Source organism: Rhodocyclaceae bacterium, from assembly GCA_020248265.1.
GTDB lineage: Bacteria > Pseudomonadota > Gammaproteobacteria > Burkholderiales > CAIKXV01 > CAIKXV01.
The window spans coordinates 15,379-32,095 of the sequence record JADCHX010000024.1 but is presented as its reverse complement, the minus strand read 5'-3'; the positions used below and the strand labels follow the sequence as shown (position 1 = coordinate 32,095).

Sequence of the window (16,717 nt, the reverse complement as noted above, 5' to 3'; positions counted from 1 at the left end):
CTGTTGCCCGAGCGCCCGGCTCCCCAGCGCAGGGATCACCCGCTTCATTTGCCGTCCATCGGAGGTTTCCAATGACCACTCGTGCAGCTACCCTGCCGCGCCCGCAGCGCGCGCTTGCCGCCGCTTCCCTCGCTGCCTTCTCGGTGGCGCTCGCGCCCGCCGCGATGGCTCAGGCCTATCCGACCAAGCCGCTTCGCATGGTCATCCCGTTCGCACCGGGTGGCGGCAGCGACTTCATCGGCCGCATCGCTGCGCAGCAACTGTCCGACTCGCTCGGCCATCAGGTCGTCGTCGAGAACCGCGGTGGTGCCGGCGGATCGCTCGGCGTCGAGGTTGGCATGAAGGCGGCACCCGACGGCTACACGCTGACGCTGATCGCCGCCAGCTATCCGGTGAACCCGGCGCTGTACAAGCTCAACTTCGATCCGGTGAAGGACATCCAGCCGGTGATCCAGATGTCCCAGGGTCCGTTCCTGGTGGCGGTGCATCCGACGCTGCCTGCGAAGACGGTGAAGGACCTGATCGCCCTCGCCAGGAAGAATCCGGGTGGTCTTAACTACGCCACCAGCGGGCAGGGCAGCATCGTGCATCTGGCCACCGAGCACTTCGCCAGCATGGCCGGGATCAAGATGACCCACATCCCGTACAAGGGTACGGGCCCGGCGCTGACCGACACCATCGGCGGCCATACCCAGCTGATCTTCGGCAGCATCGCCTCGACGCTGCCGTTCGTGCGCTCCGGCAAGCTGCGTCCGATCGCGGTGACCACCGCCAAGCGCATCGGCGCCGAGCCGAACATCCCGTCGATCGGCGAGACGGTTGCCGGCTATGACGTCACCAACTGGCACGGCATCCTCGTGCCGCGCAACACGCCGCGCCCGATCGTCGACCGCATCAACGCAGACCTGCAGAAGGCGCTGTCGAACAAGGAGATGATCACCCGACTGAACGCCGACGGCGTCGAGCCGGCCGGTGGCACGCCGGAAGCCTTCGGAGCCCGCATCGCGCGCGAGATCGAGTTGTGGAAGAAGATCGTCGCGCAGGCAGGCGTCAAAGCCGAGTAACCGAGACAAGTAGACAAATCGGGGTCTGACCCCAGGGTCAGACCCCAACGTCGGCTGCCGGACTGCGGGGTCTGACCCCGGGGTCAGACCCGGAGGTCAGGAGCCTTTCAGGCGCGTGCGAGGCCCCGTACCTGCGCCGTGCGGGGCTTCGGTGCGCCGATGAACGCGAAATCGACCTCTGGTGCGCGCCCGCTGACGATGTCGGCGATCGCCTGGCCCGAGCCGCAGGCGTGGGTCCAGCCGAGCGTGCCGTGGCCGGTGTCGAGGTACAGGTTCGGGATACGGCTCTGGCCGATCAGTGGCACGTTCGACGGCGTGGCCGGCCGCAGCCCGGTCCAGTAGCGCACCTGCGAGCGGTCGCCGGCCTCCGGGAACAGTTCGAACAGGCGCTCGACGATCGCACGGCAGCGGGTCTCGTTGAGTTCGGTGTCGTAGCCGTTCAGCTCGGCCGTGCCGGCGCAGCGCAGCCGGTCGCCCAGCCGCGAGAACACGATCTTGTATTCGTCGTCGGTGAGGCTGACCTGCGGTGCGACATGCTGCGGGCCGACCGGCAGCGTCACCGAATAGCCCTTGGCCGGATACACCGGCACGTCGACGCCGACGCTGCCGAGCATCCGCGCGCTGTAGCTGCCCATCGCCATCACGAACGCGTCCGCGCGCAGCGTCGAGGGCGTGCCGTTGGCATCGACCACCCGCACCGAGGCGATCTTGCCGCCCGCCGGGTCGAGCCCGAGGATGCGCGTTTCGTTCAGGAAGGTCACGCCGCGCGCTGCGGCCAGCTTCGCCAGTTCGACGCTGAACTTGTGCGCGTCGCCCGATTCGTCGCTGGGCGTGAAGCTGCCGCCGACCAGCCGCTGGCGGGCCGAGTCGAGCGCCGGCTCGATGCGCACGCAGGCGTCGGCGTCGATCATGTCGATCTCGCAGCCGTGGTCGCGCATCACCTGTGCCGGTGCGAGTGCGGCATCGAACTCCTTCGGGTCGGTGTAGAAGTGGAGGATGCCGCGCGTCAGGTGGTCGTATTCGAGGCCGGTCTCGGCACGCAGGGCCTGCAGCGTCGCCCGGCTGTAGAGGCCGAGGCGCACGATCTGCGCGATGTTGTGGCGAGTGCGCGAAGGCAGGCACTCGAGCATGAAGCGCGCGCACCAGCGCCACTGCGCCGGGTCCATGCGCAGCCGGAACAGCAGCGGCGCATCTTCGCGGGCGAGCCACTTCAGCACCTTCAGCGGTGCCGACGGGTTGGCCCAGGGCTCGGCATGGCTGACCGAGATCTGCCCGCCGTTGGCGAAGCTGGTTTCGTTGCCGGCGACCGGCTGGCGGTCGATCACGGTGACTTCATGGCCCGACTTGTTCAGGAACCATGCCGCAGTGGTGCCGACGACGCCGGCACCGAGCACGATGACTCTCATCGCTTTCTCCAGGGTTGTGCGGACAGGGAGGCAGCGTCGATGAACCCGACACCGCCCGACTGTCCGTTTACCTGAGAGATTGCGTGGTGCCGGCGCTCAGGCGCCTGCAATCACGTTGCCCCTTCGGTGGACCCCATCCTGCCTGCGTTCGAACTGCCGTCCGCAGTGCAGCCGGGTCGCTCTCCAGTCTGCCAAACCGTATCCAGTATATGGGCCTGAGCGATCCCGGGCGGGTTGCGCCTTCGGCGGCCGGTCGTGGCCAACTGTGCCTTCAACTGCACGACCGACACTCTCCTGAATACGAGTCCAGTCTAAGCCCGTGGATCGGCCGTGGTCAACCGATGGGTCTTCGATGGGCCTTCGTCGCCGCTTCAGGCCATGCCGATCGGCTCGGCCAGCGGATCGCGTACCTCGCCCGGACGGTCGTGCATCATCTGCTCGAGTTCGTCCCGCAGCCCCTTGTATGCCGGGTCGTCGAAGCGATTCACCATCTCGCCCGGGTCGTCGCGCAGGTCGTAGAGTTCGCCCGCGCCGCTGTCCAGCTCGAAGGTGCACTTGGCATCGCGGGTGCGTACCGTGCGCAGCTTGAGCGCCACGCCGCAGCGGGAGGCATGCACATGCCACTCGCTGTACGCGACCGGCCGCTCCTCGGGCTCGCCGCGCATCAGCGGCAGCAGGCTGCGGCTCTGCGCGCCCTCGGCCAGCCGGGCGCCACCCGCCTCGCAGAAGGTGGCCGCGAGGTCGACCGTGGACACCGGCTTGTCGACCACCTGCCCGGCCTGGATGCCTGGCCCGCGCGCGATCATCCCGATGCGCAGCAGGTCTTCGTACGGGATCGGATGCTTCAGGTAGAGGCCATGGTTGCCGAGCATGTCGCCGTGGTCGGTGCTGTAGACCACGAGCGTGTCCTGCGCGAGGCCCTGGGCCTCGAGCGACTCCATCAGCCGGCCGACGTTGTGGTCGATCAGCGAGATCATCGCGTAGTAGTTCGCGGTCATCTCGGCGAGCTGCTCGTCGGTCTGGTCCGGGCAGCGCGACCCTTCGGTACGGAACTTCAGCATAACCGGGTCGCTCAGGTCGGGCTTGCCTTCGAGCACCGCGCGATGCCACCACGGGCGGCGCTCGAGGTCTTTCGTGCGGTGCGGTGGCAACGAGAGCGAACGCGGGTCGTACAGGGCCGACCACGGCGCCGGCGCATCGAACGGATGGTGCGGGTCGGGGAACGACACCCAGGCGCAGAACGGCTTGCTGCGCGCCTGGCGCCCGATCCATTCGATCGTCCGGTCGGCGCACCAGGTGGAGGTATGCCAGGCCACCGGCAGGGCCGAATGCCAGGTCTGTGCCGCCCCCGTGCCTGCACGGGTCTCGGCCGCCCAGAGCGCAGCCGCTTCCTCGTCGCGGCCCCGGGTGCGCAGCCAGCGCTCGTAATGGCCGACGATCGGACGCTGCGGCGGGCGCGCTCGATGCATGTGTCCGAGCACCATCAGTTCCGCATGTTCGAACCCCATGTACGGGCCGAGCCAGCCGCGGTCGTACAGTTCGCCGTTGAAGCGGTCCTCGGGCGTGCCGGTCGGCGCGAAGGTGGCCTTGGTCGCGAAGTGTGCCTTGCCGATGAACGCGGTCGAGTAGCCGGCCTGGGCGAGTGCGCCGGCAAAGCCCTGTTCGCCCACTGCCGGATCGAGGTCGACGCCGTTGTCCCAGACGCCGTGCGTGAGCGGCAGCATGCCGGTCAGTATCGAGGCGCGCGAGGGTTGGCAGACCAGGTTGGGCGTGATCGCGGCCTTGAACCGGGTGCCGTCGCGTGCGAGCCGGTCGAGGTGGGGCGTCAGTATTTCCGGCCGCTCGAAGCCGTAGCAGTCTCCGCGCTGCTGGTCGGACGTGATGAACAGGATGTTGGGTCGGTTCGTCTTGGCGGTCATGGTGCATTCTTTCCGAGTACGCTGTAGATATCGCGAAACTGCCGGGCCTGCTCGTCGACATAGCGGGCAGCCGCCTCGCCGACGAGGAAGTTGCCAGTCCAGAAGTTGCGTTCTAGGTCGCGCTGCCATTCGTCGCTCTTCACGATCGTCCCGAGCGCCTCTTCCCAGAAGGCGACCTGTTCGCGAGGCATCGACTTCGGACCGATGACGCTGCGCCAGTTGGTGTAGACGCCGTCGATGCCCTGTTCGCGCAGGGTCGGCACGTTCGCCATCACGCCGCCCAGGCGCCTGCCCGAGGTGACCGCGACCAGCCGGATGCGTCCGGACTGCAGGTGCGGCGGGAAGTTGGCCACGGTGCCGACCGCCATGTCGAGGTCGCCCGAGATCACCGCGAGGATGGCTTCCCCGGCCGATTTGTACACCACGAAACGCGCGTTCTTCACGTCGACGCCACCCGCGCGCAGGGCCACTACGCCGCCGGTGTGCGCGCCTGCGCCCAGCGATGGCGCGACGCCGATCGACAGCGCGCCGGGATCCTTGCGCAGCCGCTCGATGGCCTCCCGCATCGACCGGATCGGCGAGTCGGCGCGCACCGCGATCGCCATGTAGTCGTCGAACAGCACGGCGAGCGTGGTCACCTGCGTGTGATCTATCGGATGCAGCCCGGTGACCGGATTCGAGACCAGGTTCGGCCCGCCCATCGCGATCGCCGGCACCGCCTTCGAGCGCTCGATCATCTGCGCCCAGGCCAGCCCCTGGCCGGCGCCGGGCCGGTTGACCACCAGCGTCGACACGCCGGCGAGCTTTCGCTCATCGAGCGCCCGTTGCAGTACGCGCGCAGTGAGGTCGATGCTGCCCCCCGGGGCGGCGCCGACCAGCAGTTCCACCGGGCGCTGCGGGCGCCAGCCCTGCGGCGCCGGCTGTGCGGATACCAGCGCGGCCTGCAGCGCCAGCAACAGTGCCAGCGCGGGTGCGACTGACCAGACCCTTGACTTGCCGTGTTCGGACATCGTCGACTTCCCTGGGTTGCCGGGACGGCCTTGCCATGCCGGGCCCTGTCCTGCCGATCGTACGCCAGACGCGTGTGATCAGGCCACCGGCGGTGCGAGCCGCGCATGGCGGATCGCCAGCAGCAGGCAGCCGAGCCCGAGCGCGCCCGCGCCCGCCAGCGATCCGAACATCGCCGGATAACTGCCGAACGCCTGGTAGCCGAGCGCGAACAGCGCGGGCCCGGCGAGCACGCCCGAGTAGGCGAACGAAGACGTGCCCGCGGTCAGCGTCGCGATCTCGCGCGGCGGCGAGATGCGCGTGGCCTCGGCGTGGTAGACGCCGTTCCATCCGTATGAGGTCGCGCCCAGCACCGCGATGATCGCCGAGACCACGGCCGGCGGCCAGGTGGCGTCGAGCCAGAACAGCGCCAGGCAGGTGGTGATCGTGCACAGTGACAGGCCGATCAGCACCGGCGGCCCCGACAGCCGGTCGGCGACGATGCCCCACATCGGCCGCGCCAGGCCGCCCGCGGCCTGGTACAGGGCGAGCAGCGCACCGGCTTCGATCAGCGAGTAGCCGGCCACCAGGTAGAGGTAGGACACCAGGAAGGTGAGCAGGCTGCGCTGGATGAACGCGAACCAGAAGCCCGACAGCGCCAGCCAGCGCAGCGCGGGCCGCGCCCACACCATGCCGATGCCGCCGCTGCGCGTGCCCAGCAGCTTCGCCCCGCGGTTGCGTTCGCTGTCCCAGACCGGGTGCACCCACTGCATCAGAAGCAGCACGCAGAACGCCACGGCGATCGCCGGCAGCACCGACCACTGCCAGCCGAGGCTGACTGCGATCAATGGCGCGGTCAGTCCGACCACCACGCCGCCGGCTGGCACGCCGCTCTGCTTGATCGAGAAGATCAGGTTGCGGTGCCTGAGCGGCGTGAACCGGACGATCACCTGCGCCGCACCGGGGTTGACCAGCCCGAGCGCGAAGCCGCACAGCACCGTCGACAGCGCCATCGTCAGCAGCATCGGCACGGCCGCCAGTGCCATGCCGGCCATGCTCAGCAGCGCCGCGACCTGGCCGGCGCGCGCGGGCCCGAGCCGGCTCACCAGACCGCCACCGAAGGTCGCGCTGAGCACCGCGCAGCCGAACAGCAGGCTCACCTGGTAGCCGATCCAGGAGGCGTCGATGCCCAGCGTCTGCGCGATCTTCGGTGCGACCGTCGGCAGTGTCACGTTGGCGCAGGCGGACACCGACTGCACGAGCGTGATGAGGATGACGGCCACCCAGGCGGAGGCGCGCGGGTCGTCGCTGGCGGGCAGTGGTGTCGCGGCCGGTTGGATCGTGTGACGCTCCAGGAAGAAGAAACGGGCACCCGGGCGCCCGTTGCGTGATCGACTGTATTCCGATCATAGCGCCCCTGGACCGCAAGGCCGGCGGTACGGTCCTGGCCGGTCGCTGTGTCAGTCGATCGGCAGGTAGTTCACCTCGAGGATGTCCACGTCCTCGACGCCCGCCGGCGTGTGCAGCGTCACGGTGTCGCCTTCGCGAGCCTTGGTGAGCGCACGCGCCATCGGCGACACCCACGAGATTCGCCCGCGCTCGGTGTCGATCTCGTCGATGCCGACGATCGCCAGTACCTGCTCGGCGCCATCCGCGCGGGCAATGCGTACGGTCGCGCCGAAGAACACCTGGTCGGTCCACTCGCGCGCGGCCGGGTCGACGATCTCGGCGAGGTCCAGGCGCCGCGTGAGGAAACGGATGCGGCGGTCGATCTCGCGCAGCCGCCGCTTGCCGTAGATGTAGTCGGCATTCTCGGAGCGGTCGCCGTTCGACGCGGCCCAGGACACTGCCTTCACCACGTCGGGGCGTTCCCGGTCGAGCAGGTGCTTCAGCTCCGTCTTCAGCCGCGTGTAGCCGGCCGGGGTGATGTAGTTGCGGCTGCCTGCGGGCAGTGGCGAGGGCGCTTCGAGTTCATCGTCGCCATCGCCGTCGTTGCTGCCGTCCGATTCGCGGGTGAAGGCCTTGTTCAATGGATGTCCTGGCTGGTGCGGCGCGCGCGGCGGATGTGCGATTGTGCACGCAGCGCGAGCAGCATGCCTGCCATGGGCGTGCAGGCGAGCAGCGCGAACGTCGTAGTGTAGGAGCTGGCCCAGCCGTACAGCGTCGTGAACAGCGATGGGCCGGCGAACGCGGTCACGAACAGGAAGAACCCCGCGCCGCTCGAGGTGAGCCCGACGCGCCCCGGCGGCGACAGCCGTGCGAGCTGGCCGTGGAACACACCGTTCCAGCCGATGCCGATGAAGCCGAACAGCAGGAACACGGCGACCACCGCGAAGCGCGGCCAGCGTTCATCGAGCAGGCCGGTGATGAGGCACATCAGCGTCATCAGCCCGCCAGCCACGGTGAGGATGGTCAGGCTGTCGCGCAACCGGTCGGCGAGGAAGCCGAGCGACACCCGGCCCAGTGTGCCGCCGAGCTGGGCAGCCCCTGCGATCATGCCTGCCACCACCAGCGAGTAGCCGATGTCCTTCACCATCAGGTTGACGGTGAAGGCGGTCAGTGCGACATGCGTCACGTTGAACGAGGCGCCGGCCAGCACGAGGTAGCGGATCGGCACGTCCGACCAGACGGCCGGGATGCCGCCGAACGGATGCTGCAGCCAGCGCGCGCGCGGATCGCGGTCGTCGTCCCAGCGGGCGCGGTGGGGCTGCAGCGCGGCGACCAGCGCCAGGCAGCAGGCGGCGAACAGCACCAGTGCGCTCTGCCAGCCGAACACCACGGCGACCAGCGGCCCGATGATCGCCGCGAGCATGCCGCCCAGCGGTACCCCCGCCTGCTTCAGCGAGAACACGACGTTCTGGCGCTCGATGGGCGTGAACCGGGCGAGCGCATGCGCGGTGGCCGGCGTGGTGATGCCGAGCGCGGTGCCGATGCAGATCGAGCCGGCGATGATCATCGGCAGGCTGCCGGCGCTGGCCAGCAGCAGCCCAAGGGCGCTCGCGCCCAGCGTGCACTGGATCGTGCGTGCGGCGCCGAGCCGCCGGATCAGCGTGCCGGTGATGAAGGTCGCGCACAGGGCGCACCCATACACGATGCTGGCCTGGTAGCCGATCAGCGAAGCGTCCACACCCAGACCACGGGCGATCGCGGGCGCGAGCGCGGGCAGGGCCGCGCTGCAGATCGCGATCAGTGCCTGCGTTGCCGAGGCGAGCGCGATGACCGCGACGGCGGAGGGTTGGACGCTCACGTGCTTGGGCAGGGCATGGGCGGGCGAGTATATCGCGCTGCTCCGCGGGCCTCGGGGGGGGGGCGGCGTCGACGTCGATGTCAGTCCCGAGCAGTGAATGCCCCGGCGATTCATCGGAAGGTGCGTGCGCGAGGCCTGCCCGGCCGTCGAGCCTGCCAGGAGCCCGCGCGCGAGCCGGGCGCGCTATCCTGTGGTCGCGTGAGCAGCCTATGGCGCTGGCTCGCGAGCGCGTCGGTACCGGGTGCCCGACGCCGTGTCCGAATGCATTGCTGCGCCGTGCGCGCGCTCCTTTTCCTGACTTCATGCGTATCCTGATCGTCGAAGACGAACCTTTGCTTGCCGACGGACTGTCGCGCTCGCTGAAACTGGCGGGCTATGCGGTCGACTGTCTCGACGACGGTCAGTCTGCCGATACGATGCTGCTGTCCGAGCAGTACGACTGCGTGATCCTGGATCTCGGCCTGCCGCGGATGGACGGCTTGCAGGTGCTCGCCCGGATGCGCAAGCGCGGCGGGCGTACCCCTGTGCTGATTCTCACCGCTCGCGACCGCCTGACCGATCGTGTCGATGGCCTCGATCTCGGGGCCGACGACTACATGAGCAAGCCGTTCGACCTGCCCGAACTCGAGGCCCGCGTGCGGGCACTGATCCGGCGCGCCCAGGGTTCGGCCAGTGCCGACATCGTTGTCGGCGGCCTGAGCCTGGACACCGTCGGCAAGCGCGCGACGGTGTCCGGCACCGCGGTGGAACTCTCGGCGCGCGAGTTCGCCGTCCTCGAGATCCTGATGCTCAGGGCTGGCCGCGTGGTGGGCAAATCGCAGCTGTCCGAGCGCCTGTACAGCTTCGGCGAGGAGGCCGGGCCGAACGCGATCGAGGTGTACATCCATCGGCTGCGGAAAAAGCTCGCCCCGGCTGTCGTGGGCATCCGTACCATCCGCGGGCTCGGTTATCTGCTCGAGGAACCGGCGGCAGCACCCGATGCTGGCTGAAGCCCCGCTGCGCAGGCAACTGCTGATCTGGTTGCTGCCACCGATCATCGTGCTCTGGTCTGCGAGCGCCTGGCTTACCTACACGCTCGCCTACAGCTTTGCGACCAGTGCGTACGACCGGGCATTGCACGACTCGGCGCTGGCGCTGGCGGGGCAACTGCGGATCGACCGCGCCGGGCACGTGGTGGTCGATCTGCCGCAGATCGCGCAGAAGGTGCTGGTCTCGGACCTGCGCGACCGGGTCTACTACGCCGTATCCGGACCCAAGGGCGAGTTCGTCATGGGTTACAGCGGCATGCCGCCGCCGCCGGACGGCTGGCCGCAGGTGCGCCGTGCCGTGGCACCGCCCGATCCGGTCGAGGACACCGATGCCGGGTCCGGCCCTGACATCGAACTGCCGCCGCCGCGCTTCTACCAGGCCGAGTATCGCAGCCAGCCGATGCGCATTGCGGCGATGCGCGTGCCGCTGGAGTCCCTGTCCGCCGGGCGGGTCGATGGGCATGCGCTGGTGCAGGTCGGCGAGACCCTGGTCGAGCGGCGCGAGATGGCGCGAGATGTGCTGATCGCGACGCTGCTGCCGCAGCTCGCGCTGATGCTGCTGATGACCGGCATCGTCTACGTGGGCATCGGGCGTGGCGTGGCCCCGCTCGAGGCACTGCGCCGCGAGATCGAGAACCGTTCCATCCGCGACCTCGCGCCGGTCAAGGAAGACCGCGCGCCGCCAGAGGTTCGCCGGCTGGTGCGTTCGCTGAACGATCTGCTCGGGCGCATGTCGGCGACGCTGGCGGCGCAGCAGCGCTTCATCGCCGATGCAGCGCACCAGCTGCGCACGCCGACCGCGGCACTGAAAACCCAGGTCGAACTGGCGCAGCGTGCAACCGACCCGGTCGAGACGCGCGAGCGGCTGGCGCAGATCCATGCCGCTGCCGACCGCAACGGCCGTCTCGTCAACCAGCTGCTGTCGCTGGCTCGCGCCGAGCCGGGGCGTACCGAACCGATGGCCCGGCGCCCGGTCGACGTCGTCGCCATCGCGCGCGCGGCAACCGAGCACTGGGTGCCGCAGGCGATCGCGCGCGCGATCGACCTCGGCTTCGAGGGTGGCTGCCAGCGCACCGACGGGCCGGCGGCGGTGTCCGGCGATGCACTGATGCTCACCGAGATGCTCGGCAACCTGATCGACAACGCCCTGCGCTACACGCAGCCGGGCGGTACGGTCACGGTCGGCGTCGCCCGCGCGGTCGAGGGCGGGCGTCCGGCCGTCCTGCTGTCGGTCGAGGACAACGGCCCCGGGATCCCGGAAGCGGAGCGCGAACGCGTGTTCGAGCGATTCCACCGCGTGCTGGGCACCGGCACCGAGGGCGCCGGGCTGGGCCTGGCCATCGTGCGCGAGATCGCGCGTGCCCATGCCGGGCGGGTCGAGCTGGCGCCGGCCGCTGGCGGCGCCGGTGCCCGATTCACGGTCGTGCTGCCGGCATCGGCGGGTTGAAATCCGCCAGGGCGTCCCCATAACCCCCTCTTTCCGCCATTTCGACAGAGCACGATGCCATGACCGACACAGCAACGACTCCCGATGCCGCACCCGCCGCGGGCGGCCGCCAGACCCTGGGTTTCCAGGCCGAGGTGAAGCAGCTTCTGCACCTCATGGTGCATTCGCTGTACAGCAACAAGGAAATCTTCCTGCGCGAGCTGATCTCGAATGCGTCGGACGCCTGTGACAAGCTGCGCTTCGAGGCGCTCGGCGACGGCTCGCTGTTCGAGGGCGATTCCGACCTCGCCATCGACGTCGGCTTCGACCCGGCAGCGCGCACCATCACCATCGCCGACAACGGCGTCGGCATGACCCGCCAGGAGGTGATCGACAACCTGGGCACGATCGCGAAATCCGGCACGCGCGAGTTCCTGTCCCGGCTCTCGGGCGACCAGGCGAAGGACGCGAACCTGATCGGGCAGTTCGGCGTCGGCTTCTATTCGGCCTTCATCATCGCCGACCGGGTCACGGTGGCCACGCGCCGTGCCGGCGTGCCTGCGGCGCAGGGCGTGCGCTGGGAATCGACCGGTGATGGCGAATACACGCTGGAAGCGATCGACCGGCCGGTGCGCGGCACCGAGGTCACGCTGCACCTGCGCGAGGGCGAGGACGATTTCCTCAACGCAATGCGCCTGCGCAACGTGATCCGCAAGTACTCCGACCACATCACCCTGCCGGTGCGCATGCACAAGGAACGCTGGGATGCGGAGAAGTCCGCCTACGTGACCGAGTCCGAGCGCGAGACGGTGAACCAGGCCTCGGCGCTGTGGTCCCGGCCGAAGTCGCAGGTCACCGACGAGCAGTACAACGAGTTCTACAAGCATGTCGCGCACGACTTCCAGGATCCGCTCGCCTGGGCGCATGCGCGGGTGGAGGGCAAGCAGGAATACACCCAGCTGCTGTACCTGCCGTCGCGCGCGCCGTTCGACCTGTACGACCGGCAGCACAAGCGCGGGCTCAAGCTGTACGTGCGGCGCGTGTTCATCATGGACGACGCCGAACAGCTGCTGCCGGCCTATCTGCGCTTCGTGCGCGGAGTGGTCGACTCGAGCGACCTGCCCCTGAACGTCTCGCGCGAGATCCTGCAGCAGAGCCGCGACATCGACGCGATCCGCGCCGGCTGCACCAAGCGCGTGCTGTCGATGCTCGACGACCTGGCCGATAACGCGAAGGAGAAGTACACGACCTTCTGGACCGAGTTCGGCAAGGTGCTGAAGGAAGGCGTCGGCGAAGACTTCGGCAACCGCGACCGTGTCGCGAAGCTGTGCCGGTTCTCGACCACGCATTCCGGAAGCCCGACGCAGGACGTGTCGCTCGACGACTACATCGGCCGGATGAAGCCGGGCCAGGAAAAGATCTATCACATCACCGCCGACACCCATGCGGCCGCCAGCAACAGTCCGCACCTCGAGGTGTTCCGCAAGAAGGGCATCGAGGTACTGCTGCTTGCCGACCGGGTCGACGAGTGGATGGTGTCGAACCTGCCCGAGTACGAGGGCAAGGCGCTGGTGTCGGTGGCCAAGGGGCAACTCGACCTCGGCGCTCTCGAGGACGAAGCCGAGAAGGCCGAGCAGACGAAGACTGCGGAAGAATTCAAGCCGCTGGTCGAGCGCGTCAAGGCCGCGCTGGGCGAGCGTGCGAAGGACGTGCGCGTGACGCTGCGCCTGACCGATTCGCCGGCCTGCCTGGTGGTCGAGGAGGGCGACATGGGGATGAACCTCGAGCGCCTGCTCAAGGCGGCCGGCCAGAGCGTCGGACCGGGCAGCAAGCCGATCCTCGAGGTGAACCCGCACCATGCACTGGTCGAGCGGCTGGGTGCCGAGACGGACGAGGCGCGCTTCGCCGACTGGGCGAACCTGCTGTTCGAACAGGCCATGCTGGCCGAAGGCGGGCAGCTCGAAGATCCGGGTTCGTTCGTGCGCCGGCTGAACGGGCTGATGCTCGCTCTGGCCGGGGCGGCGAAGGAGCCTTCGCGGATCATCACGCCCTGATCGGCTGAGGCTACGGCTACAACCACGGTGGCTGCGGGCGGCAGTGATCGCCTGCAACCGCCGTTCCGTCTGCGTTCAGGGCACGGTCAAGCGGCCGGCGATGGTGAAGCCGGTCGTGGCGCGTCCGCCGGCGGGCTTCAGCACCACGAGTTCGCCCATCGCCGGCACGATGCCGGTGAGCGCGGTGATGTTGACCTGGTGGGTCACGATGACCAGCGTGTCCGGGCTCCGATGGGCGGCGATACGCCGACGCAGGTCGGCCGTCTGCCGCGCCGATGGGTCTTCCTGGCCGTCGGTGCCCCGGCGATCGAAGAACGAATCGGCTGTGGGCCACGGCGTGACCCGGCCGAAGGCTTCGGTGGCCGTGTCGACGCAGCGGCACCACCGGCTCGACAGCACCTCGCCGATCGCCACGCCGGCCCCGCGCAAGGTCGCGCCGAGGCGGCGTGCCTGCTGCCGGCCTTCGTCGGACAGGTTGCGCTGCGTCACGCAGTCATCGAGCCGGTACCCGGGCGGATCGCCGATGCCGGGCACGGTCTGCGCATGGCGCAGCACCACGACCGCGCCGCCGGCGCGCAGTGCTGCCCAGGCCGTATCGGCCGGTGCGCTGCCCTGCGCGTGGGCGGGCGCGGCCGCCAACCAGGCCAGGGCCAGCAACAGGGCTGGCAGCAGGGCCGGCAGCAGGGTCGGCATTAGCCGGGCGTGCCGCGTGGCGCGGCGCAGGAGAGATCGCATCGTGTCAGTCTAGCGGCCGCGCGTGCGCTGCGAACCCGTCCATCGATTGCCCACCCGGACCTGCGCCGCACTATCATCGCGTCCAGCCTGATGCAACCCGCGAAACCCGAGGAGGATGGCCGATGATCAAGCTCTACACGACAAGAAGTTCCGGCAACGGCTACAAGGTGCGCCTGCTCGCCGCGATGGTCGGTGCGCCCTGCGAACAGGTATTCATCGATTTCGAAGGCAAGGAACACAAGTCGCCGGCGTTTCTGAAGCTCAACCCGCGCGGGCAGGTGCCGGTGATCGAGGCCGAGGGCCGGGTGTTCTGGGATTCCACCGCCTGCATGATCTACGTCGCGCGCAAGTACGGCGGGGAGTCATGGCTGCCGACCGATCCGCTCGGCATGGCGGAAGTCGCGCAATGGCTGGCGGTGGCCTCGAACGAGATCCAGTTCGGCATCCAGGCGGCGCGCGGCATGCTGCGCATGGGCCGCGAAGGCAACCTCGCGGAGGCGCAGGCGCGCGGCCGCGTCGCGCTCGATGCGATCGAGCAGCAGCTGGCCGGCTCGCCCTGGCTCGCGCTCGGCCGCCCGACGGTCGCCGACGTCGCCTGCCAGGCCTATGTGGGTGTCGCGCACGAGGCGGGCATCGACATGGATGCCTATCCGAACACGAAGGCCTGGCTCAAGCGGATCGAAGGCCTGCCGGGCTGGGTGAGCCGGGTACAGTGAGCGCGGCCGCACGATGAGCCTGCCGCCGCTGCCTGCCGTCGGCCCGGGGCCGGTTTTCGTGCATGCGCACAGTCCCGCGCCCAGCTGGCAGGAGGGCGCGGAGGCCTGTGCGCGCACCATTGCCGAATCGGGCATCGGGGCGAACCTGGGCTTTGTCTACGTGACCGATGCCCATGCGGAAAACCTGCAGGCGATCGTCGACCTGCTGCGCTCGCGCAGCGGCGTGGCGCACTGGGTCGGCACCATCGGCATCGGCGTGTGTTCGACCGGGATCGAGTACCTCGACCAGCCGGGCATCGTCACCCTGGCGGGGGCCTTCCCCGAAGACGGCTTCCGGATGCTGCCGGCGCTGCTCGAGCCGTCGGCGTTGCCCGAGGGCCTGTATGCCTGTGGCGGGCAGGATGTGAACCTCGCAGTCCTGCACGGCGATCCGTCCAGCCGTCACCTGCTGGAACTGATCCGCGGGGTCGCGCAGCGCGTATCGAGCGGCTTCGTGATCGGAGGACTCACCAGTTCGCGCAGTGCGGTCTGGCAGGTCGCCGAAGGCCTGTCCGCCGGCGGGCTGTCCGGCGTGCTGTTCGGCGAGAACGTACCGGTGCTGACCCGGCTGAGCCAGGGATGCGTGCCGATCGGCCCGCGCCATCGGGTGACCGAGTGCCACCGCAACGTGGCGATGACGCTCGACGGCAAGCCCGCCCTGGCGGTGTTCGACGCCGATGTCGGGCCGCGGCTCGCGGCCGACTACCGGCAGGCTGCAGCCGAAGTGTTCGCCGCCATCACCATCCGCGGCAGCGATACCGGCGACTACATGGTACGCAACCTGGTCGGCATCGATCCGCAGCAGCAGTGGGTCGCGATCGGCGACTGGCTCGAGCCCGGCAGTGAACTCATGTTCTGCCGGCGCGATGCGAAGAGCGCGACCGAAGACCTCGAGCGCGTACTGATCGAGGCACGCGAGGCGATCGGCGGCGTTCCCCGCGGCGGGCTCTATTTTTCCTGCCTGGGGCGTGGCGAGAGCCTGTTCGGACCGGGGTCGGCCGAACTCCGACTGATCGCCCGGCACCTCGGCGAATTCCCGCTCGCCGGCTTCTTCGGCAACGGCGAGGTGTCGCACGACCGGCTGTACGGCTACACCGGCGTGCTGTTGCTGTTCCCCTGATGCGCTTGAGTAAAGCCGCTGGAAACCCCATAACGGCTCTTTGACGAGGACGGCGCGCCGCACATGCAATTCAAGGACTACTACAAGACCCTGGGCGTGGAACGCAGCGCCAGCGACGACGACATCCGCAAGGCGTATCGCAGGCTCGCGCGCAAGTACCACCCGGACGTGTCGAAGGAGAAGAACGCCGAGGAGCAGTTCAAGGCGGTCGGCGAGGCCTATGAAGTCCTGAAGGACAAGGAAAAGCGCGCCGCCTACGACCGGCTGGGCACCTACCAGCCCGGCCAGGACTTCCGCCCGCCGCCCGGCTGGGAGCAGCAGTACGGGCGCGGCGGCGGCTTCCGCGGCGGAGACACGGACGGACTCGACCTCGGTGATCTCTTTGGCGGCCTGTTCGGTGCCGGCAGGGCCGCTGGTGGCGGCCCCGGCCGCGGGCGGGCGCGCAGCGCGCCGCCGCGCGCGCCGATCGAGGCCGAGGTGAACATCACGCTGGAAGAGGCGCTCGAAGGCACCGAGCGTACGTTCCAGATTTCCGCCGGCGACGGCACCCAGTATCCGGTGACCGTTCGCATCCCGAAGGGCGCGGCACCGGGCACTCGCATGCGTGTGCCGACCCGGGGCATTGCCGGCGACATCATGCTCACGGTGCGCATCGCCGCGCATCCGGTCTACACCATCGATGGCCGGGACCTGCAGGTGGAACTGGCGCTGACCCCGAGCGAGGCCGCGCTGGGTGCGGCGGTCGAGGTGCCCACGCCGGCGGGTGCGGTGCGGCTGAAGGTGAAGCCCGGTACTTGCAGCGGACAGCGGCTGCGGCTCACCGGCCGAGGCCTGCCGAACCCCAGCGGCGAGCCCGGCAACCTGTATGCGCTGGTGCTGGTCAAGGTTCCGGTCGAACTGACCGAGGCCGAGCGCGAGGCCTACGAGCAACTGGCGCGTGTGTCGACGTTCGATCCGCGCGCGGTGCGCTGAGCGA

The 16,717-nt window shown here is 69.2% G+C and carries 14 protein-coding genes and 1 riboswitch; of the genes, 7 read left to right on the top strand and 7 right to left on the bottom strand.

What is annotated here, in order from left to right; genetic code table 11:
• Positions 1–71: 71 nt before the first annotated feature.
• Positions 72–1,064, top strand: coding sequence for a tripartite tricarboxylate transporter substrate binding protein (locus ING98_18905; GenBank protein ID MCA3103942.1), 993 nt, complete (start codon positions 72–74; stop codon positions 1,062–1,064).
• Positions 1,065–1,171: 107 nt separating this feature from the next.
• Here the strand turns inward: ING98_18905 and ING98_18900 are convergent, their stop codons facing one another.
• The 6 genes from ING98_18900 to ING98_18875 form a co-directional block, all read right to left on the bottom strand.
• Positions 1,172–2,470 carry a D-amino acid dehydrogenase gene (locus ING98_18900; protein MCA3103941.1) on the bottom strand — a complete coding sequence of 433 codons (1,299 nt, stop codon included), beginning with the start codon at positions 2,468–2,470 and terminating at the stop codon, positions 1,172–1,174.
• A gap of 49 nt (positions 2,471–2,519) precedes the next feature.
• Positions 2,520–2,667, bottom strand: a riboswitch (glycine riboswitch).
• Between the two features lie 174 nt (positions 2,668–2,841).
• Complete coding sequence (locus ING98_18895) at positions 2,842–4,389, bottom strand: sulfatase-like hydrolase/transferase (GenBank protein ID MCA3103940.1); 1,548 nt, start codon at positions 4,387–4,389, stop codon at positions 2,842–2,844.
• Positions 4,386–5,399 (bottom strand): tripartite tricarboxylate transporter substrate binding protein, encoded by a 1,014-nt coding sequence (locus tag ING98_18890; protein ID MCA3103939.1) that lies wholly within the window; start codon positions 5,397–5,399, stop codon positions 4,386–4,388. Before ING98_18890 ends, ING98_18895 begins: the two co-directional genes overlap by 4 nt.
• Positions 5,400–5,477: 78 nt before the next feature.
• Positions 5,478–6,659, bottom strand: coding sequence for an MFS transporter (locus tag ING98_18885; protein ID MCA3103938.1), 1,182 nt, complete (start codon positions 6,657–6,659; stop codon positions 5,478–5,480).
• A gap of 177 nt (positions 6,660–6,836) precedes the next feature.
• The gene (gene greB / locus ING98_18880) at positions 6,837–7,406 is read right to left on the bottom strand and encodes a transcription elongation factor GreB (protein ID MCA3103937.1); all 570 of its coding nucleotides are present in this window, start codon (positions 7,404–7,406) and stop codon (positions 6,837–6,839) included.
• Positions 7,403–8,623: an MFS transporter gene (locus tag ING98_18875; GenBank protein ID MCA3103936.1), complete on the bottom strand. Its 1,221-nt coding sequence runs from the start codon at positions 8,621–8,623 to the stop codon at positions 7,403–7,405. The genes greB and ING98_18875 overlap by 4 nt, the downstream gene beginning before the upstream one ends.
• A gap of 302 nt (positions 8,624–8,925) precedes the next feature.
• On the opposite strand from ING98_18875, the gene ING98_18870 reads away from it, so the two are divergent.
• From ING98_18870 to htpG, 3 genes are read left to right on the top strand one after another with little or no spacing between them, the layout of a single operon-like run.
• On the top strand, positions 8,926–9,612 hold the full coding sequence (locus tag ING98_18870; GenBank protein MCA3103935.1) for a response regulator: 687 nt from the start codon (positions 8,926–8,928) through the stop codon (positions 9,610–9,612).
• Positions 9,602–11,098: a sensor histidine kinase N-terminal domain-containing protein gene (locus ING98_18865; protein MCA3103934.1), complete on the top strand. Its 1,497-nt coding sequence runs from the start codon at positions 9,602–9,604 to the stop codon at positions 11,096–11,098. Before ING98_18870 ends, ING98_18865 begins: the two co-directional genes overlap by 11 nt.
• Before the next feature lie 59 nt (positions 11,099–11,157).
• Complete coding sequence (htpG, locus tag ING98_18860) at positions 11,158–13,131, top strand: molecular chaperone HtpG (GenBank protein ID MCA3103933.1); 1,974 nt, start codon at positions 11,158–11,160, stop codon at positions 13,129–13,131.
• Positions 13,132–13,206: 75 nt separating this feature from the next.
• Here htpG and ING98_18855 read toward each other — a convergent pair whose 3' ends face one another.
• Positions 13,207–13,824, bottom strand: coding sequence for a histidine phosphatase family protein (locus ING98_18855; protein MCA3103932.1), 618 nt, complete (start codon positions 13,822–13,824; stop codon positions 13,207–13,209).
• Between the two features lie 164 nt (positions 13,825–13,988).
• On the opposite strand from ING98_18855, the gene ING98_18850 reads away from it, so the two are divergent.
• The 3 genes from ING98_18850 (at position 13,989) to ING98_18840 (ending at position 16,713) form a co-directional block, all read left to right on the top strand.
• Complete coding sequence (locus ING98_18850; GenBank protein MCA3103931.1) at positions 13,989–14,582, top strand: glutathione S-transferase family protein; 594 nt, start codon at positions 13,989–13,991, stop codon at positions 14,580–14,582.
• Between the two features lie 13 nt (positions 14,583–14,595).
• Complete coding sequence (locus ING98_18845) at positions 14,596–15,741, top strand: FIST C-terminal domain-containing protein (GenBank protein ID MCA3103930.1); 1,146 nt, start codon at positions 14,596–14,598, stop codon at positions 15,739–15,741.
• A 63-nt stretch (positions 15,742–15,804) separates the two neighbouring features.
• Entirely contained in the window at positions 15,805–16,713 is a 909-nt protein-coding gene (locus ING98_18840; GenBank protein MCA3103929.1) for a DnaJ domain-containing protein, read from the top strand.
• Positions 16,714–16,717: the final 4 nt, after the last annotated feature.

What these genes read in the sequence shown, in the direction of transcription:
- ING98_18855 (MCA3103932.1), bottom strand. Translation starts at nt 13,824, where the DNA reads ATGCCGACCCTGCTGCCGGCCCTGCTGCCAGCCCTGTTGCTGGCCCTG.
- ING98_18895 (MCA3103940.1), bottom strand. Translation starts at nt 4,389, where the DNA reads ATGACCGCCAAGACGAACCGACCCAACATCCTGTTCATCACGTCCGAC.
- ING98_18890 (MCA3103939.1), bottom strand. Translation starts at nt 5,399, where the DNA reads ATGTCCGAACACGGCAAGTCAAGGGTCTGGTCAGTCGCACCCGCGCTG.
- ING98_18850 (MCA3103931.1), top strand. Translation starts at nt 13,989, where the DNA reads ATGATCAAGCTCTACACGACAAGAAGTTCCGGCAACGGCTACAAGGTG.
- ING98_18840 (MCA3103929.1), top strand. Translation starts at nt 15,805, where the DNA reads ATGCAATTCAAGGACTACTACAAGACCCTGGGCGTGGAACGCAGCGCC.
- htpG (MCA3103933.1), top strand. Translation starts at nt 11,158, where the DNA reads ATGACCGACACAGCAACGACTCCCGATGCCGCACCCGCCGCGGGCGGC.
- ING98_18865 (MCA3103934.1), top strand. Translation starts at nt 9,602, where the DNA reads ATGCTGGCTGAAGCCCCGCTGCGCAGGCAACTGCTGATCTGGTTGCTG.
- ING98_18900 (MCA3103941.1), bottom strand. Translation starts at nt 2,470, where the DNA reads ATGAGAGTCATCGTGCTCGGTGCCGGCGTCGTCGGCACCACTGCGGCA.
- ING98_18845 (MCA3103930.1), top strand. Translation starts at nt 14,596, where the DNA reads ATGAGCCTGCCGCCGCTGCCTGCCGTCGGCCCGGGGCCGGTTTTCGTG.
- ING98_18870 (MCA3103935.1), top strand. Translation starts at nt 8,926, where the DNA reads ATGCGTATCCTGATCGTCGAAGACGAACCTTTGCTTGCCGACGGACTG.
- ING98_18905 (MCA3103942.1), top strand. Translation starts at nt 72, where the DNA reads ATGACCACTCGTGCAGCTACCCTGCCGCGCCCGCAGCGCGCGCTTGCC.